Annotated in this window: 22 protein-coding genes and 1 pseudogene; 8 read left to right on the top strand and 15 right to left on the bottom strand. The window is 63.0% G+C overall.

Annotated elements, in window-relative coordinates:
• Nucleotides 1-31: 31 nt before the first annotated feature.
• The 4 genes from WI754_RS11365 (at nucleotide 32) to WI754_RS11350 (ending at nucleotide 4,215) form a co-directional block, all read left to right on the top strand.
• Nucleotides 32-2,278 carry a transglycosylase domain-containing protein gene (locus tag WI754_RS11365; RefSeq protein ID WP_349433477.1) on the top strand — a complete coding sequence of 749 codons (2,247 nt, stop codon included), beginning with the start codon at nucleotides 32-34 and terminating at the stop codon, nucleotides 2,276-2,278.
• A 247-nt stretch (nucleotides 2,279-2,525) separates the two neighbouring features.
• Nucleotides 2,526-2,849, top strand: a complete 324-nt coding sequence (locus WI754_RS11360; RefSeq protein ID WP_349433475.1) for an endonuclease domain-containing protein — start codon at nucleotides 2,526-2,528, stop codon at nucleotides 2,847-2,849.
• Between the two features lie 240 nt (nucleotides 2,850-3,089).
• Nucleotides 3,090-3,677 (top strand): DUF1214 domain-containing protein, encoded by a 588-nt coding sequence (locus WI754_RS11355; protein WP_349433474.1) that lies wholly within the window; start codon nucleotides 3,090-3,092, stop codon nucleotides 3,675-3,677.
• Nucleotides 3,670-4,215: a DUF1254 domain-containing protein gene (locus tag WI754_RS11350; protein ID WP_349433473.1), complete on the top strand. Its 546-nt coding sequence runs from the start codon at nucleotides 3,670-3,672 to the stop codon at nucleotides 4,213-4,215. Before WI754_RS11355 ends, WI754_RS11350 begins: the two co-directional genes overlap by 8 nt.
• Before the next feature lie 77 nt (nucleotides 4,216-4,292).
• On the opposite strand, the gene WI754_RS11345 is transcribed toward WI754_RS11350, so the two are convergent.
• Together WI754_RS11345 and WI754_RS11340 are read right to left on the bottom strand one after the other, a co-directional pair.
• A complete protein-coding gene (locus WI754_RS11345) occupies nucleotides 4,293-4,475 on the bottom strand; it encodes a hypothetical protein (RefSeq protein ID WP_349433472.1) in 183 nt (60 codons plus the stop codon).
• A gap of 402 nt (nucleotides 4,476-4,877) precedes the next feature.
• The gene (locus WI754_RS11340) at nucleotides 4,878-5,156 is read right to left on the bottom strand and encodes a hypothetical protein (protein ID WP_349433471.1); all 279 of its coding nucleotides are present in this window, start codon (nucleotides 5,154-5,156) and stop codon (nucleotides 4,878-4,880) included.
• Between the two features lie 258 nt (nucleotides 5,157-5,414).
• On the opposite strand from WI754_RS11340, the gene WI754_RS11335 reads away from it, so the two are divergent.
• Together WI754_RS11335 and WI754_RS11330 are read left to right on the top strand one after the other, a co-directional pair.
• Nucleotides 5,415-6,248, top strand: coding sequence for an SH3 domain-containing protein (locus tag WI754_RS11335; RefSeq protein ID WP_349433470.1), 834 nt, complete (start codon nucleotides 5,415-5,417; stop codon nucleotides 6,246-6,248).
• Nucleotides 6,249-6,627: 379 nt separating this feature from the next.
• Nucleotides 6,628-7,677 (top strand): DUF2336 domain-containing protein, encoded by a 1,050-nt coding sequence (locus WI754_RS11330; protein ID WP_349433468.1) that lies wholly within the window; start codon nucleotides 6,628-6,630, stop codon nucleotides 7,675-7,677.
• Between the two features lie 10 nt (nucleotides 7,678-7,687).
• Here WI754_RS11330 and WI754_RS11325 read toward each other — a convergent pair whose 3' ends face one another.
• The 3 genes from WI754_RS11325 to WI754_RS11315 form a co-directional block, all read right to left on the bottom strand.
• On the bottom strand, nucleotides 7,688-8,035 hold the full coding sequence (locus WI754_RS11325) for a DUF1491 family protein (RefSeq protein WP_349433467.1): 348 nt from the start codon (nucleotides 8,033-8,035) through the stop codon (nucleotides 7,688-7,690).
• 415 nt (nucleotides 8,036-8,450) lie between these two features.
• On the bottom strand, nucleotides 8,451-9,398 hold the full coding sequence (locus WI754_RS11320; protein WP_349433466.1) for a peptidoglycan-binding domain-containing protein: 948 nt from the start codon (nucleotides 9,396-9,398) through the stop codon (nucleotides 8,451-8,453).
• Nucleotides 9,370-10,971 (bottom strand): HAMP domain-containing sensor histidine kinase, encoded by a 1,602-nt coding sequence (locus tag WI754_RS11315; RefSeq protein ID WP_349433465.1) that lies wholly within the window; start codon nucleotides 10,969-10,971, stop codon nucleotides 9,370-9,372. Before WI754_RS11315 ends, WI754_RS11320 begins: the two co-directional genes overlap by 29 nt.
• Before the next feature lie 546 nt (nucleotides 10,972-11,517).
• Between WI754_RS11315 and WI754_RS11310 the strand changes: the two genes are divergently transcribed.
• On the top strand, nucleotides 11,518-11,952 hold the full coding sequence (locus WI754_RS11310) for a DUF5330 domain-containing protein (RefSeq protein ID WP_349433464.1): 435 nt from the start codon (nucleotides 11,518-11,520) through the stop codon (nucleotides 11,950-11,952).
• A 209-nt stretch (nucleotides 11,953-12,161) separates the two neighbouring features.
• A complete protein-coding gene (locus WI754_RS11305; RefSeq protein WP_349437797.1) occupies nucleotides 12,162-12,584 on the top strand; it encodes a SufE family protein in 423 nt (140 codons plus the stop codon).
• 6 nt (nucleotides 12,585-12,590) lie between these two features.
• On the opposite strand, the pseudogene WI754_RS11300 reads toward WI754_RS11305, so the two are convergent.
• From WI754_RS11300 to WI754_RS11255, 10 genes and pseudogenes are all read right to left on the bottom strand, one after another.
• A pseudogene (locus WI754_RS11300) lies at nucleotides 12,591-13,358 on the bottom strand (DUF6456 domain-containing protein).
• A 70-nt stretch (nucleotides 13,359-13,428) separates the two neighbouring features.
• Nucleotides 13,429-13,650, bottom strand: coding sequence for a hypothetical protein (locus WI754_RS11295; protein ID WP_349433462.1), 222 nt, complete (start codon nucleotides 13,648-13,650; stop codon nucleotides 13,429-13,431).
• 518 nt (nucleotides 13,651-14,168) lie between these two features.
• Complete coding sequence (locus WI754_RS11290) at nucleotides 14,169-14,600, bottom strand: MucR family transcriptional regulator (RefSeq protein ID WP_349433461.1); 432 nt, start codon at nucleotides 14,598-14,600, stop codon at nucleotides 14,169-14,171.
• 476 nt (nucleotides 14,601-15,076) lie between these two features.
• Entirely contained in the window at nucleotides 15,077-15,439 is a 363-nt protein-coding gene (gene mnhG / locus WI754_RS11285; protein WP_349433460.1) for a monovalent cation/H(+) antiporter subunit G, read from the bottom strand.
• Nucleotides 15,436-15,819 (bottom strand): cation:proton antiporter, encoded by a 384-nt coding sequence (locus WI754_RS11280; RefSeq protein WP_349433458.1) that lies wholly within the window; start codon nucleotides 15,817-15,819, stop codon nucleotides 15,436-15,438. The genes mnhG and WI754_RS11280 overlap by 4 nt, the downstream gene beginning before the upstream one ends.
• The gene (locus WI754_RS11275; protein WP_349433456.1) at nucleotides 15,816-16,292 is read right to left on the bottom strand and encodes a Na+/H+ antiporter subunit E; all 477 of its coding nucleotides are present in this window, start codon (nucleotides 16,290-16,292) and stop codon (nucleotides 15,816-15,818) included. Before WI754_RS11275 ends, WI754_RS11280 begins: the two co-directional genes overlap by 4 nt.
• Nucleotides 16,289-17,851 (bottom strand): Na+/H+ antiporter subunit D, encoded by a 1,563-nt coding sequence (locus WI754_RS11270; protein ID WP_349433455.1) that lies wholly within the window; start codon nucleotides 17,849-17,851, stop codon nucleotides 16,289-16,291. The genes WI754_RS11275 and WI754_RS11270 overlap by 4 nt, the downstream gene beginning before the upstream one ends.
• A gap of 7 nt (nucleotides 17,852-17,858) precedes the next feature.
• A complete protein-coding gene (locus tag WI754_RS11265) occupies nucleotides 17,859-18,236 on the bottom strand; it encodes a Na+/H+ antiporter subunit C (protein WP_349433454.1) in 378 nt (125 codons plus the stop codon).
• Nucleotides 18,236-18,655 carry a Na(+)/H(+) antiporter subunit B gene (locus WI754_RS11260; RefSeq protein ID WP_349433452.1) on the bottom strand — a complete coding sequence of 140 codons (420 nt, stop codon included), beginning with the start codon at nucleotides 18,653-18,655 and terminating at the stop codon, nucleotides 18,236-18,238. Before WI754_RS11260 ends, WI754_RS11265 begins: the two co-directional genes overlap by 1 nt.
• A complete protein-coding gene (locus tag WI754_RS11255) occupies nucleotides 18,652-21,015 on the bottom strand; it encodes a putative monovalent cation/H+ antiporter subunit A (protein WP_349433451.1) in 2,364 nt (787 codons plus the stop codon). The genes WI754_RS11260 and WI754_RS11255 overlap by 4 nt, the downstream gene beginning before the upstream one ends.
• Nucleotides 21,016-21,041: the final 26 nt, after the last annotated feature.

Raw genomic sequence — 21,041 nt, 5'->3', positions numbered from 1 at the left:
GGGGAACCGAGCCATCAGGACGCCTATCGCCGTGCAGGATCCAAACCAAGACGACAACCGGACCCAAAATGACGGCGTCCCGCGGGATGACCGCCCGAGGAAGCGCCATATCCTGCTGCGCGTCGATTCCTGGATCGATTCGACCGTCTGGAATGCCGGTTTCCGTCTCGGCGTCTGGTGGGAGGACCTCACCATCTTCTTCCGCCGCTTTACCGTGCGCGGCTGGAAGAAGGCGCTGTTCGAAGTGCTCGGCGAGTGCATGACCTGGGGCACCGCCGGCTCCGTGCTGATGCTGGCGCTGGCGCTGCCGGCCTTCGAGGAGACCAAGGGCAACTGGCGCGCCCAGAGCGATTTCGCCGTCACCTTCCTGGATCGCTATGGCAACGAAATCGGCCATCGCGGCATCATCCATGAAGACTCCGTGCCGATCGACGAACTGCCGGACACGCTGATCAAGGCGGTGCTGGCAACCGAGGATCGCCGCTTCTTCGATCATTACGGCATCGACTTCCTCGGCCTGTCCCGTGCCATGACCGAAAACGCCCGCGCCGGCGGCGTCGTCCAGGGCGGCTCGACGCTGACCCAGCAGCTCGCCAAGAACCTGTTCCTGTCAAACGAGCGCACCATCGAGCGCAAGATCAAGGAGGCCTTCCTTGCCGTTTGGCTGGAAAGCAACCTGTCGAAGAAAGAGATCCTGCGGCTCTATCTCGACCGCGCCTATATGGGCGGCGGCACGTTCGGCGCAGCGGCGGCCTCGCAGTTCTATTTCGGCAAGAACATCACCGATATCAATCTCGCCGAAAGCGCCATGCTCGCCGGCCTGTTCAAGGCGCCTGCCCGCTACGCACCGCATGTCAACCTGCCGGCCGCCCGTGCCCGCGCCAACGAGGTCTTGACCAACCTCGTCCAGGGCGGCCTGATGACCGAAGGACAGGTGATCGCCGCCCGCCTCAATCCGGCGACCGTCATCGACCGGGCCCAGGTCCAGGCCCCCGATTTCTTCCTCGACTGGGCCTTCGATGAGGTGCAGCGCATTGCCGCGCCGTTCGCCCAACACTCCCTCGTCGTGCGCACCACGATCGACATGGGCCTGCAGCAGGCCGCCGAGGAATCGGTCGAAGCGAGCCTTCGGCAATATGGCGAAAGCTACAAGGTCAAGCAGGGCGCCATGGTGATGATCGAAAATGGCGGCGCCGTGCGCGCCATGGTCGGCGGAAGGGATTACGGCGAGAGCCAGTTCAACCGTGCCACCAAGGCGCTGCGCCAGCCGGGCTCGTCCTTCAAGGTCTATACCTACACGGCCGCCATGGAAAAAGGTTTCAAGCCGGATTCGACCATCAGCGACGCGCCGGTCACCTGGCGCGGCTGGTCGCCGCAGAATTACGGCCGCAGCTATTCCGGCAGGGTCACGCTTCTGACCGCCATCGCCAAGTCAATCAACACCGTTCCTGTCCGCCTCGCCAAGGATGAGCTCGGCACCGAGATCATCGCCGCGACGGCCAAGAAGATGGGTGTCGAAACCACGATCCGCACCGACAAGACCATGCCGCTCGGCACATCGGAGGTCACGGTTCTCGACCAGGCGACGGCCTACGCCGTCTTCCCCGCCGGCGGCCTGCAGGCACGCCGCCACGGCATCAGCCAGGTCCTCAATTACGACGGCGATATCCTCTACGACTTCGGCCGCGACGAACCACCGGCCAAACGCGTCGTCAGCGAGGAAGCCAATGCCAACATGAACTACATGCTGACCCAGATCCCGATCATCGGCACCGCCCGCAAGGCGGCACTCGACAACGGCATCGTCGTCGGCGGCAAGACCGGCACGACGCAGGCCTATCGCGACGCCTGGTTCGTCGGCTTCACTGGCGATTACACGACCGCGGTCTGGTTCGGCAATGACGACTATACCTCGACCAACAACATGACCGGCGGCTCGCTTCCGGCCATGACCTTCAAGCGGCTGATGGACTATGCCGAGCAGGGCATCGAGCACCGCGCCATCCCCGGCATCGAAAACCCGCTGCCAGGCCCCGACGCCAAGAAGAAGGAGGCCGAGGGCGCAGCCGCCAAGCCCGTGGATGAAAACGCACTTCCCCCACTCGTGCGCCCCCGCTCGCTCTCGTCCGACGTGACCCGCCTGTTGAAATCGATCGCCGAGAAATTCAACACCGCTGCCCCGCTGAAGGCGCCGGCCGACCTGCCCGGCAAAGTCGCCGGGATCGACCTGCAATCCACCGGCGAGATCGTCAAGGGAGGACGGAATGCGGGACGCTGAGGTCTGCACTTCGATCGCGAGCCTCCCGCCCGGTCACCCCCCTCTGTCACTTCGTGACATCTCCCCCTCAAGGGGGGAGATTGCTCTTTTCCCTCGCTGGCTGCCAATTGCGGGCGAGGTTTTTGATGCAGCGGGGGGTGGGCTTCCCCTGATCTCCCCCTTGAGGGGGAGATGTCCCGCAGGGACAGAAGGGGGTGTTTTGCCGGACTCTGATGTCAGACCCGTTGTCCGAAAAAACGCCCGCTCAATGCGCAAGGCGATGACGGATGCGGAGTTGAAGCTCTGGAACGAGCTTCGCGCGCATCGGCTGATGGGCATGGGCTTCCGCCGACAATTGCCGATCGCCGGCTATGTCGTTGATTTCGCATGCCCCGAGCACACGATCATTGTCGAGGTCGATGGCTCCGGTCATGGACGGGAAGAACAGCGGCTTCACGATGATGTTCGTGATGATCTGTTGTCGTCGCTTGGATGGACCGTATTGCGCTTCTGGAACGACGATGTTCTTCGCGATATCGACAACGTCTGCCAGCACATTGTGCGGGTCGTCGGCGCCGGAGCGTTCAAGTGATGAATGTATGGCTCACCCACCTCTGTCACCACGTGACATCTCCCCCTCAAGGGGGGAGATCGTTCTTTTCCCACGCCTCCGCGCAATCGAAAATACAGCTTATTGCCGGTGCCGGCGGCCGCTTGCTGCCAATCTCCCCCCTTGTGGGGGAGATGTCCCGAAGGGACAGAGGGGGGCACGCCGCAACGAACTCGAAACGCCGTTCGCCTGCCATTCAACCTTCATCCCCAAGGTAAGCCCTTGTTCCGCATCCCTCTCCTCGTCGCCCTTGCCCTGTGCGTCGCCTTCGGCGTCGGCATCGTCTCGACCGTCTCGGCCTTGAAGGCAACGGTCGGCTTCGGGGCGATCGCGCTCGGCCCCTGGGTCGCCTTTCCGGATGCCCAGACGAAGAATACCGACCCCTATGCCAAGGCGCACCGGGCGCGCGCAGGCAAGCTGCTTTATGGTGGCGCCGAGGGCCTGCCGTTCACCGCAGCCACCGACAGCGCCGGCGAAAAGCTCTCCTCCGGCTGCTCCTATGATATAACCGGCGTCACCCCGCCGGCCCGCTTCTGGACGCTCTATTCGACCAGCGCCAACGACCAGCCGATGAAGGCCGATCCGGCCTTGCCCGGCGCGATCAATGCCTGGACGGTTCTGCGCCAGCCGGATAGCTCTTTTGTGATCCATGTCTCCGCAGTCGCCCAACCCGACAACTGGCTTGCGATCCGTGACATCGGCGCCTTCAAACTGGTGCTGACCCTGCTCGACACCCCGACCGCCGGCTCCTCCGGCCTCATCGATCTCGCCATGCCGAAGATCGTCAAGACGGGATGCCAGGATGCGTAGTGTTCTCTTCGCCATCCTCGTCGGCCTCGTCGGTGCCGCACTGCTGCACATCGTCATCATCCTGGCGCTGCCGCAGTTCACCGGCAAGGATGCCTATAGCCGGGTGCTCGGTCTTTACGAAATGGACAGCTTCTTCCCGCTGACCAATGAGCCTGGCCCGACCGGCCTTGCCAATGAGGACCCGTTCCTGCGCGTCGCCGTCTGCGGCTTTTCAGTCAGCGCCGGCGCCGTCCGGTTCCTTGCCAAGGGCGCAGTCCCCTTCTGGTCGTTGTCGATCTACGACGCTGATTCCAACGAGATTTTCAGCATGAACGACCACACGGCAGTGAACGGCAATCTCGATCTGGTGATGGCAACGCCGATCCAGCTGGTCGATCTCAGAAAGACGCCGCCTGCAAGCCTCGCCCAGTCGATCATGGTCGAAATGCCGGACGAGGAAGGTTATGCCGTGCTGCGTGCGCTCGCCCCAACCGACAGTTTCGAAGAGCCCGTGCGTAATTTTCTCGCCGAATCGAGCTGCGAGCCGTTCCGGCGCTGAGCCGCAAAACTCAAAATTCAGGGGCGTGTGTCGGAGAAGGTGCGGCGGGGCTGAGTCGCACCGGCTTCAAAAATATCTCAATGTTTCTTGGTCTGGTCGGGAACCGGTTTCGGCGGCGTTGCACCCCTGTGGCCGTCCAGCCGCTCGTAGCGAATGCCGGTGAACAACAGGATGACGGCGTTGCTCGGCGCAACAGGACCCATCGCCGGCTTCGGCGGTGCCCGCGTAAGGCGGTCCTCTATTCGAATAACTTCTGCCATGCTCGTCTCCAAAAATCTGGTTGAGACGGATGAACTATCGTTTATTTCACCCTGCCCGTTCTGCGGGCCGACGCGTTCCTCAAGCTTTCGCCCGGACATCTGCGCCTTTCTCGTTTGCTCCTTCTTCCGGGACACCCGGATGTCATGCCATTCCTAAAAGCGGGGCCGTCTGCAGATCGCGTGATCTGCCACCGGCTATCCGATAGAGCCATACGATAGTTAATAGCTCCTTAACGGTCAAAACCCTAATCCTAGCGATAGAAATCGCTGCTCTTGGTTAATTTGCCGACCTGATTTGCTCGGACGATAACACCGGACAAAGCCTTCCGCTTTCAAAAATGACAATAGACGAGCAATCGAGGCGCCGCCGTTCCGAAGGGAACAGGGCAAACGCCCCGGTGATCACCGCCTTGCCAGCAGGCCGATGACGAAGGCAACTCCAGCGATCGCCAGCAAGGTCGAAACGGGCTCCTCGCGGACACGTTCGCGCAGGCGTTCAGTCAACACTTCGGCTTCGGACGCCACCACGGCCCTTGCGCCCGTGCCGATGGCTGAAACGGATTCCGTCAGCCGGGCGATCTCGGCGCGCAATTCGGCGATCTGGTTGTCGAGATCGACCCGTGCGGCACTCCCGTCGATTTCGGCTTCATTCGGTACGGCTGCGAATTTCTTTTCGACCATGTCAGGGGCTCCTTTTCCAACGTCGTCTCAACGCGCCAGCCTGTCTTTGGTTCCCGGTTTTTCGCTGGCCCCGTTCCCGGCAGGCGCCATTCACCCTCCTCGGAACGAAGGGCGTGGCTTTCGCGTTTCTCCGTGAAACACGCACGGCTTTTGAAAAGGTGTCATCTCAAAAAAGACATAAAAACAAAGGTGTGTGCGCCAACGAATGGCACGGTCGCCGCAGCGGACCCGACGCCGATCGATAGGGATGGAGAGTTGATGACGACATATCGAAAACATGCATGGAAGGCCGCTTTGCTGGCGCTAGCCGCGTTTCTGCTGCCCGCCACCGCACAGGCGGCGGCAGGCTTTGCCACTGCCAATGTCAACATGCGGTCGGGACCGGGCACGGGCTATCCGGCGGTCACCGTCATTCCCGTCGGCACGTCGGTGGAAATCCATGGCTGTCTTGCCGACATTGCCTGGTGCGACGTGTCCTTCTACTACGCTCGCGGCTGGGTCGCGGCCCGCTACGTGCAGGTGGAGTACCAGCAAAGCCGCGTCTACCTGGAGCCGGATTATTACGACACGCTCGGTATTCCGTTTGTGACCTTCGAGATCGGCAATTATTGGGATCGCTACTACCGCAACCGCGACTTCTACAGGCAGCGGGACTACTATCGCGGTGATCGCGACGACTACCGCCGCAACCGCGACTACTATCGCCGTGATACCGACGGGGATCGTTATCAGCGCGATCGCCGCATTCGCCGCGACTACGAGGCCTTCGACCGTATGCGCCGCGGCGATGATGGCGAGGTCTTCGAACGCTCTCGCCGCGACCGCGACCGGGCCCGTATCGAACGCCGAGACGGCGACAGAGATCGTATCGAACGCCGTGACCGCGGTCGGGACCGCATCGAGCGCCGTGACCGCAACCGTGATCGTGACCGCGCCGAGCGCCGTCGCCGCGACGACGTCCGGGAATTCCGCGACAGGCGCGAGCGTGACAGGGATCGCCCACGCGTGCAGCGCCGCGACACGGACCGCGACCATAGCCGGAACCGGGATAGCCGCCGCCGTTGCCGGCCAGGCGATGACCGCTGCGATTGACATGGTTTCCCGCAAACATTGCAACGGGCGGCATGATGCCGCCCGTTCTGCGTTCCCGGGCAACCTTCCAGCGGCCGCAATGCCGCTGCCGCGACACCTGTATACAAGATGCCGGTACCGTCCTTTTCGATCGGTAAACGAAATGTTAACCACGTGGCCGTACTCTCTCCCGATCATTCAGCCATGATCGGCAGGGTCGGCATGAACTGTGCCGGCGCCAATGTTTTCAGCGCTTTAGCGTCATTGACACTGGTGTCGGCCACGACGTTCGAACGATGCCCTCCGATTTTGCCTGAGATTTCGATATCCCTTCGGGTGACCGGAAAGACCGTTCGTCCGAAATCGGGACAGTGGTGTGTATGTACGAGTGGGTGTATCCGTGGCGGACCGGTTTCGTGAGTTGGAAAGGCCGCAGGCAGGACGGCTGAAGGACGTCGTCCTGATGGCGACCGTGACCGGCTTCGAGGGATTGCGCCATCCGCGCCGGTCCGACCTCAAGCAATTTGCGGAACTGTTCGAACCCCTGTTTGCCGCCTCCAGCGACGAAGCCCGCCGCCAGGCGGCAGCCGCGCTCTCGCAGTGCCCGCACGTGCCGCAATCGGTGGCGCTCCTGATCGGCAACGCGCCAGTGTCTATTGCCGCGATTTTCCTCACCCGCTCGACCTCGATCAGCGATGCGACCCTCATGCAGATCATCCGCGCCCAGGGTCCGGCTCATGCCACCGCAATTGCCCGCCGCGAAAACCTATCGGTTCACGTGGTCGATGCGCTTGTCGAGCGCCGCCAGACGGCCAGCGCGCTCGTAAAAACGCCCGAGGTGCCGGCCGCGGCCGAAATGCGTCTGTCCGCACCCGCATCGGACGCTGCGAAACTGCTGCGCGAAGAACAATTGCGCAGCGATATCAAGGCGCTTGCCCGCGCGCCCAAGCAGGACGGGCCAAATGACCCGGTCATCGCGCCCGTCAGCCCGCTTCACGAGGCGCTTCTCGTCCGCTTCGCTCGCTCCGGCGAGGCCAATCTTTTCGCCGCCAGCCTTGCGAGCGCCCTGTCGACCAGCCTGGAGCTTGGCGAACGCATCCTTCTCGACATCTCCGGCCAGCAACTCGCCATTGCCCTGACCGCGCTTGGCATGCAGCCTGCGGACACGCTTTTCATCCTTGGCGCGCTCTATCCGGATCTTGGCGAACGCTTCGGCGGCGCCACGCGCGGCGATGCGCTCATCGCGTCGCTCACGCCAGAGACAAGCCGCCTCCGCCTTCAATCCTGGCTGCGCATGGAGCAGGAAGAAGCGGCGGCCAAGGCCGAACATCAGCCCTATCTTGCGCCCGAACGCGGCGCCGATCCGCGCCGGACGCCTGTCGCCAAGGAAACGACCGCGCGCGACGGCGCCGTCCCCCAGCAGAACCGGGCTTTCGGTCGCGGACGCTGACAAACCGACGTCAGCCTTCCCTTTCGGCGGTGACATCGAACAGATCGCCGCGACCATCCACCTCAATTTCCACCACCCAGCAATCCGGATCGAAACGGATTTCGCGGGCTATCGCCTGATCGACAACCTCGCCATCGGCCTCCTCAAGCCGGATCTCGAACAGCCGTCCAGGCGCCGAACCGTCAAAGAAACTCTGGGGTGCGGGGGCATAGAGCGTTTCGCTGCCAAGCCGCGACCGCTGCCGGATGAAAATCGCGCCGGCGTCTTCAGCGCCTTTTCGCAGCACGGCGGCATAGCCGCCGAGGTTGAAAACCCGGCGAACGAGGGCGGAGACGAAAATTTCGGATTTCAGGCGCATGGCAGGCAGATACACCGGTGCGGGTTGCAGCGCAAATGTCGCCCCGGTTGCGGGCGAACACATCCTGTCGAAAGCTGACATCCAACGAGGTGGAAAGACGCGCAACACCCCCAATGAAGCGATGCCCTATTGTCGGGCGGGAGTGCTGTCGCATATGGATCGAAGGCGATTGCGACAAGCTCCCACTTCTCCCCGCGGGGAGAAGTGCCGAGCGTATGCGAGGCGACGAGGGGGTTTTTCGGCGAATTCGGCGCCAGCCGACCCCCTCATCCGGCGCTTCGCGCCACCTTCTCCCCGCCGGGGGGAAGAGGGAACAAGCCGCATATCTGTAAGCAATGAGGCCCTGGCCTGCGGGGAGAGGTCAGGGTGAGAGGCAAAGCTCGCCGGGAATTTCGTCGGACGTGCACGCAGCACTTCAGAGCGCGCCGATTTCCTTCATCTTCTTCAGCACCTTGTCGCTCGGCTGGCCGGTTTCGGGCAGGCGGTAGTGCTTCTCGAAATGGCGGATGGCCGAGCGGGTCTGCTCGCCGGCCACGCCGTCGATCGAGACGTCGCTATAGGCAAGGTTGCTCAGGCCCTTCTGGATGTTCATCACCAGTTCGCTCGAGGCCGGGATATCGACCTTCGGAATGAACTCAGGGTCGACCTCGGCATTGCGGATCGCGGCGGCGACCGGGTCGAGTTCGCCCTTGCCGCCCTTGACGTTCTCATAGGGCCGTTCGGCCGGCCGGGCGGCGGTCAGCGTCCTGGCCGTCGCCGGCTCCCTTTGCAGGGCTGCGAGCAGCGTTTCGCTGGCGACCCCGGTTTCTGGCCGGCCGGCCTGTTTTTCGAAGCGCGTGATCGCCGCTGCGGTCTTCGGGCCGGTCTTGCCGTCGGCCGGACCGTCATAGAGGCCCCGCCGGGCCAGTTCCTTCTGGACGCCGATCACCAGCGCCGAGCCCGTCACCGGCGTTGCCGCCGGCTCGACTTGCGCCGCCTCAGCTGCGGGTTCCGGCTTCGGCTCATCGATAGTCGCCGCCGCAGTTTCATCCTCCCGCTGGATGACGAAGGTCGTCACCTTGCGCGGCGCGGCGCCACCCGGTTCCTCGTCCAGATTGGCCGTCTGCGGATGCGTGAACGGCAGGCGGGTGCGCAACAGCGGCGACGGATGGGCGCCCGGCTGGTACCACATCGCATTCGCCGCGACGAAACTGAACGCGACCACGAAAGCGGCAGAGCCGCCGAAGAGACGGGGATTGCGCGAGACGAGACGGCCGGTGACGATCAGGCCGCGGCCAACCACCACAAGGCCCATCATCGCAAGGCCAGGCCCGCGCTGCGCCTTCTTTTTCCGCTCAGGCTGTTTTCGCTTGCGAGCCGTCATGACCAGCGCCTCCAATCGTCACGTCGACATCCGACCGGTTCGTTTGCGAAACCATCCGGCCGTTGGTCGTCTCCCTTGTGCGCTCCTTCAGGCGCGGCGGGAACTCCACCATTGTCTGTTCCACAACTTCATGCTCGTCCGCGACACGGATGCCGGAGCCGTCGAGCGGAATTGTGACGGTGATCACCGTTCCCTCGCCGGCACGGCTGCGCAGGTCGAACTGGCCGCCATGCAGCGCCACCAGCCCCTTGACCAGCGACAGGCCAAGGCCGGTTCCCTCATATTTGCGGGTGTAGTCGTTCTGGATCTGCACGAAGGGCTGGCCGAGCGTCGCGAGCTGGCTCTCGGCGATGCCGATGCCGGTATCGCTGACGGTCAGCTTCAGATCGCTGCCGGACACCTCCGCATCGATGGTGACGAGGCCGCCGCGGTCGGTGAACTTGATCGCATTGCCGACGAGGTTGATCAAAATCTGCTGGAGGGCACGCTGATCGGCATTGACCTCACCCACCGTGCGCATGATGCGGCTGGTCAGCTGCACGCCCTTTTCGCGCGCCTGCAGCCCGAGCATCGCTTCGCAGGCATTGACCACCTCCGACACCCGGAACGGCTCCGGCATCAGTTCGTAGCGGCCGGCCTCGATCTTGCTCATGTCGAGCATGGTGTTGACGACGGACAGGAGATGTGCGCCCGACTGGTTGATCAGCGCCACATATTCCCGCTGACGATCGTTTTCGAGTTTGCCGAAATATTCGCCGGCAAGGATGTCGGAGAAACCGAGGATGGCATTGAGCGGCGTGCGCAATTCATGGCTGACCGCCGCCAGGAACCGCGTCTTGGCGTCATTGGCGGATTCGGCGAGCCGGGTCTTCTGGACGGCCTCGGCCCGCAGGCGCGCCTCCTCGGAGACGTCGCGCGACTGGACGACAATCGAGGCGAGCCGCTCCTCGTCGCTACCGAGCGCGGTCATCTCGCAGCGCATGTGCACGAACTGCTCCCCCTCGGCAAAGACATTGGGCCGCTCGAACCGGATATCGATCGTCGCCTGGCGATTGCCCTGACGCAATTCATCGATCGCCTGCAGGAAGAGGATACGGTCGGAAACGTGGATCTGCTCGATAAAACCGCGACCCGTCGGATTGCGCATGCATGCCAGGTAGGATTCCGCGTCACGGCCGTGAATGGCGGTGACAGAACCCCTGATATCGTGGATCGTGACGAGGCCGGCGAAGCAATCATAATGCCGGGCGCCATTATCGGCAGGCGCGGGCGCGGCTACCGGCAGGACAACCGGACGGTTGCGTACATAGGCGATGCCGCCCGCCGCCGTCATCAGCGCGGCCGCGGCAACCAGTGCCGCACCGACGGGCAACGAAAGCGAAACCGGCAGGGCAACGGACAGCGCCAGCGGAACGGAGGGGAAAGCAACGAGAGCGGTGGCGGCAACGGCACGAACAACGGCGAGCTCGCGGCTTCTCTCTGGCTCGCCGGCCACCCGGCGAGGCAGCCACAGGCGTGCGGCGTCGTCCACGCGGGACGTTATCCTGCCAGCAATGTTACGCAATACGCTCACGTTTAACCCTGTACGCTCGTTCTTTTTCCGGAATCCATCATGGTTCCGTCCTTATGCGAGGTCGTCATCTCAGGCCCGAAAACGGGCTTACCGGAAGATGACTTCACCTATCCGAATTTCGCACCGGCGGCTTAATGAAAGGATAAATCAAATTGCCGCAAAACCCGCGGAATCGCCGGAAAATCCCATTCCGGGACAAATCGGTCCGGCTTTCTCTTTTGTGGTTAATGGGGTGTAAGCAACGGATTTCAGGCGGTTTTTCCCGCTCTGTTAACCTATGTGGCAGAACGACCCTTCGGCGCGCCCCGCGTTTGCGGGGCCGCTGCCTGCAACACTGCCACGATCCTTAATGGCCACCGTTAAAATGCGCGTAAAATACCGTTCAAATGCCGATATCGACAATTTTACGAAAAGTCGGTGCAAATGCGAACGGTTTTGGCAAAGGCATGTTCCGAATCCCTGCCTAAGGTGTGATGACAAGGCGCCAAGAAGAAAATCCGGCAAAGACCGGACGTCAGGTGCCGGACCAAAAGGATGGGCAAAACAATGTGGTTTCTGATCAAGGGAACATTCTGGTTTTCGCTGGTGCTGGTGCTTCTGCCGTTTCTCGACCCGTCGAGCAGCGCGACGCTTGACAAGGGTCCGAAGGTGGATGTCGGCGACACGATGTCGGCCGCGACCGAGGCCTTCGGCTATATCAGCGCGCTCTGCGTGCAGAAACCCGACGTCTGCGAAAAGGGCGCCGAGACCTTCGTGGCGCTCGGACATCGGGCCCGCGAAGGCGCAAAGATCGCCTATCTCTTCCTCGACCAGCAATTCGCCGAACCGAGCGACACCGTGACGACCGGCACCATCGCCACTCCTGTACCGGCGACCGCTGTCACGGCGCAGGAACCGGTTTCCGCCGAGGCCGAGCCACTCTTCAACAAGGTGCCCGTGCCGGAGAAGCGCCTCGAGCCGAAGGCGGCTCAGGCAAGGTAGCCGCGCCGATTCCCTTCATACTGCCTGAACTGCCGATATACGGCCGCCGTGAGGAACGCTCATCCCTCACGGCTTTTTTCTTTCTACCGTCCCCTGTGCCGGCCAAACCGCTGATTCGCATGCCGGGAGCGGGATGTTTTCCAAAAACGCTTCACACTCCTCGGCATCGCGCCTATATGAAGGGTATGGACCAGATGAACATATCGCCGATCACGCCGCTTGCCGAAATCATCGACAATTGCTCCTATCTGGACGATTGGCAGGACCGGATGAGCTATGTCATCGAGCTCGGCCGCAAGCTGCCGGAGATGCCTGAGGAAAAGCGCACGGCCGAAACCAAGGTGCAGGGCTGCGCCAGCCAGGTCTGGCTGGTCACCCATGCCGACAGCGCCAAAAGCGATCCGATCCTTACCTTCGAAGGTGAATCGGACGCCCATATCGTGCGCGGCCTCGTCGCCATCGTGCTGTCGATCTTTTCGGGAAAACCTGCCTCGGATATCCTCAAGATCGACGCGCTCGACCTATTCGGCCGCATGGGCCTGATCGAATATCTGACCGCGCAGCGCGCCAACGGCCTGCGCTCGATGGTCAAGCGCATCAAGGACGAGGCTGCCCGGCGGCTGTCGGCATAAGGCCGGTCACATACCGGTCACCGGGCCGGTCAACGGGCCGGTCATCGGGCCGCTGGCATCCGGCCGATACCCCTCCGCTCCCCAGACATGGCTTTGCCTGCCAGCCGCCCGCGGCGGCGCATAGTGACGAGCAAGCGCCATCAGGGCGGCGCGCAACATCAGCTTGGCGGAGCGCCCCGGCCACTGCCGCTCCCTCTCGACGAGCTCCAATCCCTTCGGAAAGCAGCAGACATCGAGCGCGACGCCGCAGAGTTCCGGGCCGATCGCCTCCATCGCCCTGCCGACCCGCATGTGCGCTGCGAGCGCCGTGTCTCACATGTCGGCAGTGCCGCCCGCCCCGCCCTTGGTCTTGGACGCAAGCCGTGGCTCGTAGGCCATGGTCAGGCGCGGCTGCAATTGCGCCCGGGTGAAATCGGCATGCAGCCGCTCTCCCGCGGCAAGCGCTTCGGGGGCCAAGAAGGCCTGGCCGGATTTCTCCTTCAGCCGGGCGATAGCGCCGAGCGGTGATTCCAGCGGATTGACGCGTACGGTCTGGCGGATGCCGCCGACGGAAACGGTGCGGTTTTCAGTGTCCCGATGCTGCTCCTGAAACGCGTCTTCCGATGCCAGCAGCGCGCGGCGCAGGAAGGCCTGCGCTTCGCAAGTGGCGCGGACGCCGTTGCCGTCACGGACGACGAGGCACGCGCAGGCCCGGTCCAGCGCGGCTTGAGGGAAATGCCGCTGCGGCCGGTCGCCGCCGGAAGAGAGCGTCACGCCTGCGTCCACGGGCTCCATGAAGACAGCCGAATGACTTGCGGCATATCGGACAAGGCGGACGATAGTCTTGTGGCCGGCATCGACGGCATCACTCATGCTCGCGGCCTCCCGGCGCGCCAAAGACCGAGGTTAAGACGCGCTCGACCGAGGCGACGAAATCATCGAAGGCCGGATCGTCGCGGCGGTCCTCGACGACGTTGCAGGCATGGCTGACGGTCGTCCGGTCGCGGCCGAAGGCGTAGCCGATATCGTGAGCGAAATCTGCAGCACGACATTGCAGGCATAGATGGAGATCTGCCGGACATGGCAACTGATGCGCCGGCGGTCGCGCCTGAGCGGCACCCGCTCGCCGACCAGCATCACCATCTCCGCCGTTAGCTGACGCACGACGCGGCAGCGCAGATGGGCAGCGACGGGCAGGACAGGTCCCGAGGGCTCTGCAATTGTGACCGCACTGCGAGCGGACGGCGGCGCGGCCGATTTGATTTCCAGCGGCTGGCGCTGGCGTGCCGCCGGACGGCTGCGGTTCGGCGGCGTAAAATGGAGGGCGGAAAGAGGGAGGGTCAGCTTTGCAGAGGGGCATGAGTTACTCCTTTAAATAGGAAGTAATTCATACACCCTAGTGTGATTGAGGGGATGAAAGGAACACCTTTCGTGCAACCGCGCATTGTTTTTTCGAGGTTTTTAGTGATTTAACCGAAGAAAATTAGGCATATTTTCCTCTCTCCGCGAATCTGATGTCGCTCTCCTGCGACGCGCGGATGGTAAAAAACCGGCCAGGTCTCGCCGGGCCGGTTTGCTGCCTTAAGGGGCTGGAGCGCCCAGTCCTTATTTGCCGCGGCGCTTGCGGCGCTGGCCGAGACCCATTTCCTTGGCGAGGCGCGAACGCGCTTCGGCATAGGCCGGAGCCACCATCGGATAGTCGGCCGGCAGGTCCCACTTCTCGCGGTACTCTTCCGGCGACAGGCTGTGGTGCGTCATCAGGTGGCGCTTCAACGACTTGAAGGTGCCGCCGCATTCCAAGCAGGTGATCTGGTCATCCTGAACCGACTTGCGCACGGACACGGCCGGCTTCGGCTTCTCAATGGCAACAACCACCGGAGCCGGGCTGCTGGTGTTGTTCAGGGCGGCATGCACATCGCCGATCAGCGTCGAGAGTTCGGCGACCGGTACGACATGATTGCTGACATAGGCTGCAACGATCTCCGCGGTGAGTTCAACTAGAAGATCATGGCCCGAGCCAAGCGTTAGATCCGTCATTCTTTCTTTCTCCTATCGGAATTCTTCCAACATGCCCGCGACGGGATCGCGAGCACAACTAAAACATGCGAAGAAAATGTCCGAAAAGCGCGGCAAACGATCCTGATTCGAAGATTTCCCTCGACAGAAACCGTAAAACCTCGACAAGCTCTCATATTACTCCAAATTCCGGGGTTTGAATACGTCGCCAAAGCACCAGGACATACCGGAACCTCAAAGCAACAACCAATATTCACAACCAATGCTGGAATTTTACAACGAATTAATATGGAAACGGACACTTTGCCTTTACTCGATTAACACCGATCAAAGAAAAGTCCAATAATAATTTATGCGAGATCTAGCCTACTCATCTTGAAATGCGGCGCGAACCCTCACCGTGATGGAAACATTACGTTACATCCAAAAAAAGACACAGCGTTGTGTTGGTGGGCGAGCGATTCTCTACGTCTAATCTGCTGCGGTGTTTGCGGATACTAGAGGCTACCGGACTTCCGTTTTGCCAATGGCAATTGATCGGTAACGGACAGATTGGTGAGCCTGTATCCCGCCTGATGGGCGACCTTGGCAAGAAGGTGGGCGGACACCGGTGCCGTCAGAATAAAGAATGCAAATCCGGCGAGCGCTCTGAGCAGAATGGCGACATCGAGCGCGTGCAGCCCCGCGGCCAGCAAAAGCAGTCCGGAGCCGACAGTGCCCGCCTTCGAGGCCGCATGCATGCGCGTGTAGAGGTCCGGAAAGCGCAGAAGCCCAACCGCAGCCAACAGGCTGAAGATCGAGCCGACCACCAAAAGCACGCTGACGGCGATCGCCACCAGCATATCCGGACCGGCGCTCATCGGCGGCCTCCCTTTTTCTGGCGCCGCGCCGGCATGGCCGCTCCATGCTTCGGCACTGGCACGGCACGTCTGTCCTCAAGTGGGCCGCTGCCTGATTCCGGCGACAAGCCGCGGGCCAGAATGAAGCGGGCAAAGGCCACGGTTGCAAGAAAGCCGACAAGGCTCAGCGCAATGGCGATATCGATATAGAGATTGAAGCCGCTGCGGATGGCGATGACGGCAATGAAGCCAATGGCGATGGCGACAAGCATATCGAGCCCGAGCACCCGGTCCGGCAGGGTCGGTCCGCGCACGATCCGGGCCACCGTCAGCAACAGGCCAAGCGACAGGGTGACAAGCGCGAAAGTGGTCGAGACAGAAAGGATGGCCGACGCGCTCATGCCGGAAAAGCCTCGCGGATGCGTCGCTCGAAGCCGGTGGAGATCGCCCGCCTTTCGGCCGCCGGATCATGGCAATCGAGCGCGTGCACATAAAGCGTCTTTCGGTCGTCCGAGACGTCGACCGACAAGGTGCCGGGCGTCAGCGTGATCAGATTGGCGAGAAGGGTGATTTCGAAATCGCGCGTAATCGTCAGCGGAAAGGCGAAAATGCCCGGCCGCAGCCGCATGTTCGGCCGTAGCACCATGAACGCGACCTTGATTGCCGACAGCGTGAGTTCCTTGAGAAACAATCCCGCCAGCAGCAGCACTTTCACCGGGCGGGCGCGATGCAGGCTGGCCGGCAACTGCTCGCGCACCAGGAGCAGCGACAAGGCGCCGACCACGAAGCCGAGCACCAGGTTGTGCAAGGTGAAGCTGCCGGTGACGACCGCCCAGACCAAAGTCAACAGCAGATTGACGACGCTGAATCTCATGGCGCACTCCCGGCCGGAAAGACGGAATGGAGATAGCGGGACGGCTCGTTGAGCGTCAAGGCGGCCTTCTGGACGAGGCCGAGCAACATCTCGGGAAACAGCCCGATCAGGACGCTGACCGCCGTCAGGGCAATCAGCGGCAACAGCAGCGTTGCCGGCAGGGCGACCTCCCCCGACGGTGCGGCCGCGCCGGCCGGCCGCCAGTAGGCGAGCAGGAACAGCCGCCCCGTGGCGATCATCGTCAGGAAGCCGGCGAGAAGCAGGGCGCCCGCCAGCCACCAGGCACCGGTGTCGAGTGCGGACTTGACCAGCATCACCTTCGGCCAGAAGCCGGAAAAGGGCGGCAGGCCGGCGACCGCGAAGAACAGCATCAGCGACAACGCCGAAAACAGCGCATGGCGCGTATAGAGCCCACGCAGCGAAGACAGCGAAAAGCCACCGCTGAGACGGGCGGCAAGGCCCGCGGCCAGATAGAGTGCCGTCATCACCACCATGGAATGCAGTGCGTAGAAGACCGTGCCGCCGATGCCGCCCGATCCGCCGACGGCGATACCGGCAAGCATGGAGCCGATGCCGGAAATGACGAGATAGCCGAGCAGCCGCCGCGTGTCAGTCTGCGCCAGCGCGCCGAGCGCGCCGGTGATCATCGTGAGCGCGCCGGCAAGCGCGATGACGAGGCTGAGTTCTTGCCGCTCGAGCGGAAACAGCATGACGGAAACGCGGATCAGCGCATAGATGCCGACCTTGGTCAGCAGTCCGGCAAACAGCGCCGACACGACGATGCGCGGCGTATGATAGGAGGCCGGCAGCCAGAAGTTCACCGGGAAGGCCGCTGCCTTCATGGCAAAGGCGAAGACAAAGAGCGCAATCAGCGTCGTCAGCGGCGCCGTGCCCCGCACCTCGACGGCCTTGGCCGCGATGTCGGCCATGTTGAGCGTGCCGAAGATGCCGTAGAGATAACCGGTGGCGATCAGGAACAGCGTCGTGGCGACCAGATTGAGGAAGCCGTATTTCACCGCCCCGTCGATCTGCTCGCGCTCCGAGCCGAGCACCAGCAGCCCGAAGGAGGAGATCAGCAGAACCTCGAACCAGACATAGAGATTGAACACGTCGCCGGTCAGGAAGGCGCCGCTGACGCCGGCCATCAACAGCATCAGCAAGGGATAGAAGCCGTAGCGGCGACCGCTTCCGTTGATGTCGGTGACGGCGGCAACGGCGCCGGCGAGCGCCACCACGGCCGCCATGAGCGCAAACAGCGCGCCGGTCAGATCGACCGTGAACGCGATGCCGAAGGGCGGCAGCCAGCGGCCCATGACCATGGTCACCGGACCGTTTTGAGAGACATGCCACAGAAGCGCTGCGTCGAGGCCGACAAGAACGCCAAGTGCCGCAATGGCGATCAGCGGTTGGAGAAAGGTCCGGTGCCGCACCATCATCAGGATGGCGCCGATGCCGATGCACCAGGCGACGGGCAGGATCACCAGCCAGTCGAGCGCGTCCACCGGCTTAAGAACCAGCGCTGCGGACAGATCGGCGGAGGGCGAGGAAACGGCGGCCATGGTCGCGTCAATATCCCAGCGGCGGCAGCGCGGCGTCGTCCGGCTCGGCCACCCGCATCTCATCGGTGTTGTCGGTGCCCAGCGTGCTGTAGGCGCGCCAGGAGAGCACCAGCAGGAAGGCGAAGAACGAGAAGGAAATCACGATCGCCGTCAGGATCAGCGCCTGCGGCAGCGGATTGGCGACCGGCCCGGCGGGCACGTCGAGACCCGGCCCGATGACCGGCGGCACGCCGCGCATGATCCGGCCGCTGGTGAAGATCAGGAGATTGACGGCATTGCCGAGGATGGCGACGCCGATAAGCATGCGGATGATGAATTTCGACATCAGCAGATAGATGGCGATCGCCAGGAAGATGCCGGTGAGGAGCGCGAAAACGGGTTCCATCAATCCTCTCCCCTTTCCTCGAGCGACAAGGCGACGGAGGTGACCGCGCCGACGACGACCAGGTAGACGCCGATATCGAAGGTCATGACGCTCGACAGCGGCACCTCTTCGCCGAGGATGACCGGATAGACCCAAAGCCCCGTCATGAACGGCACATGGAAGACCATAGACAAAAGGCCCGACAGCGTCGCCAAAAGCAGCCCTGCCCCGGCGATCGCCAGCGGATGAACGACGATCGCCCGACGCACGGTCTCGACGCCGAAGGCGATGCCGTAGATCGACAGGGCGGCAACCGCGATCAGCCCGCCGATGAAACCGCCGCCCGGCTCGTTGTGGCCGCGCAAAAGCACGAAAATCGAGAACAGGACCATTAGGCCGACGATCACCGGCGCGACGGTGCGGAAGATCAGCGATCTCATCGGCCGGGCTCCTCCGCATCGGGATCGTTGTCGGCGATGGGCCTGAGCGATCCGGCCCTCAGCCGCACGAGCGACAGGATCGCCAGCGCGGCGATCATCACCACGGCGATCTCGCCCAGCGTATCCGTGCCGCGGAAATCGACGATGATGACGTTCACGACATTGGCGCCATGGGCGATCGTCTTCGAATACTGGTTGAAGAAATCGCTGAGCGCCGCGTTGAACGGTCCTTCGGTCACCTTGAGCAGGAGTAGCGTCGCGCCGAGCCCGCAGGCAAGCGCGATGGCCGCATCCGGCAGGGTCTCGCGAAACGGCCGATGGTCCGATGGCGAAAGCCTTAGCCGCGTCATCACCAGCGCCAGGATGACGACGGCGAGCGTCTCGATCATGAACTGGGTGAAAGCGAGGTCCGGCGCGCCGTAGAGCAGGAAGATCACCGCCACCGAAAAGCCCTGGATGCCGAGCGAAACGATCGCCGTCAGCCGGTCCTGCGCCAGAACCACCGCGACAAGCCCGATCACCGCGATTGCCATGATGGCGAGTTCATGCAGTGGGATGTCTTGCGGAAAAACCGGCGCGCGCGCCAGTTCGCCATAGAGGAAGGGCGGTGCGATGAGGACGACCGCCAGCAGGGCGAAGGTGGCCGTCATATAGGTGTCGAGCCGGCCATTCTGCAGCCGCCGGGTGACGGCGGAGGACAGGCGGACAAGGCCGCGCATCGCCTGGTCGAAGCCGCGATCCGGGCCCCAGCCGATAGCGGCGAGGACGGCGGCGATCGCCGCGCGAAGCCGCGTCAGCCCAAGATAGAAACCGACGCCCAGAGCGACGGTCAGCACCGACAGCATGAGCGGTACGCCGAGATGCGGCTCAAGCGAGATCGCAACGGCACGTGCTTCGCCGGCGATGGCAGAGGCCATGGGGGAAGAGACGAGGGCATGAACGGGGCCGGACAGGAATGCGGCGGCGAGGCCCGCAAGCGCCAGCACGGCCGGACCAAGCCAGAGCAGGACCGGTGCCTCGTGCGGGGCCTGCGGCGTTTCCAACCGCTTGCCGATGAACGGCTTCATCGCCACGGCGAAGGCGGCGGCGAACATCAGCGCATTGCCGACGACGACGAGGGTCGCAAACGTGATCGCGCGCGGGTCCAAGGAGGACAGCGCCGTATAGACCTCTTCCTTGGCCAGGAAGCCGAAGAAGGGCGGCAGCCCGCCCATCGAAGCGGCCGACGCCAGGGCAATGACGAAGGTCAGCGGCATGGCGGAACGCAGGCCGCCGAGCCGCGTCACGTCGCGCGTTCCCGTTTCGTGATCGATGCAGCCCGCCACCATGAACAGCGCCCCCTTGAACAGGGAATGGGCCACCAGATAGAGCGCTGCCGCCTCGATCGCGTAGGGTGCACCGAAGCCGGTCAGGAGAACCAGGAGACCGAGCGACGACACCGTCGTATAGGCGAGCATCAGCTTCAGATCGGTCTGGCGCACCGCCAAAAGCGCCCCGACGATGAGGGTCACGGCGCCGAACACCGGCAGGATGACCTGCCATTCCGGCGTGCCGCCCAGCACCGGGTAAAGCCGCATCAAGAGATAGACGCCGGCTTTCACCATCGTCGCCGAATGCAGATAGGCCGAGACCGGCGTCGGTGCTTCCATGGCGTTCGGCAGCCAGAAATGGAAGGGGAATTGCGCCGATTTGGTGAAGGCGCCGCCCAGCACGAGGATCAGCGCAGCAAGATAGAACGGGCTCGCCTTGACCAGCGGGGCAAAAGCGGTGAGCAACGAAAACTGCGTGATGCCGGAGATGTTCCACAGGATGATCAGCCCGGCGAGCAGGAACAGCCCGCCACCGCCGGTCACCACCAAGGCCTGCAGCGCTGCGCGGCGGGCGGCTTCGCGCTCATGATCGAAACCGATCAGCAGGAAGGAGGTGATCGAGGTCAGCTCCCAGAACACGAACAGCATCAGGAAACTGTCGGACGCCACCAGCCCCAGCATCGAGCCCATGAACATCAAGAGGAACGAGAAGAACCGGCCCTGATGCGGATGTCTCTTCAGGTAACCGCCGGAATAAAGCACGATCAGCGCGCCAATGCCGGAAATCAAAAGGATGAAGGTCAGCGACAGCCCGTCGATCAGCCAGGAGAAGCTGACATTGAAGGACGGCACCCAGACATAGCCGCCGGTCACCACCTCGCCGCGAGCAATCTGCGCCAAGAAGCTGGTAAAATGCAGGAGGACCGCCACGGGAACGAGTGCCAGCACCCAGGCGGCCTTGTGACCGAGAATGCGGGTCAGCAGCGGTGCCACGATTGCGCCGAGGAACGGCAAAAGGAGCGCCAGAAATGTCAGATCGGCGACATTCATGGGTCAGCATGTTCCTTTCAAGGATG

It is taken from the genome of Pararhizobium sp. A13, from assembly GCF_040126305.1.
GTDB lineage: Bacteria > Pseudomonadota > Alphaproteobacteria > Rhizobiales > Rhizobiaceae > Pararhizobium.
Note: the sequence above shows the minus strand (reverse complement) of the source record. Positions and strands in the feature narration are given on the sequence as shown.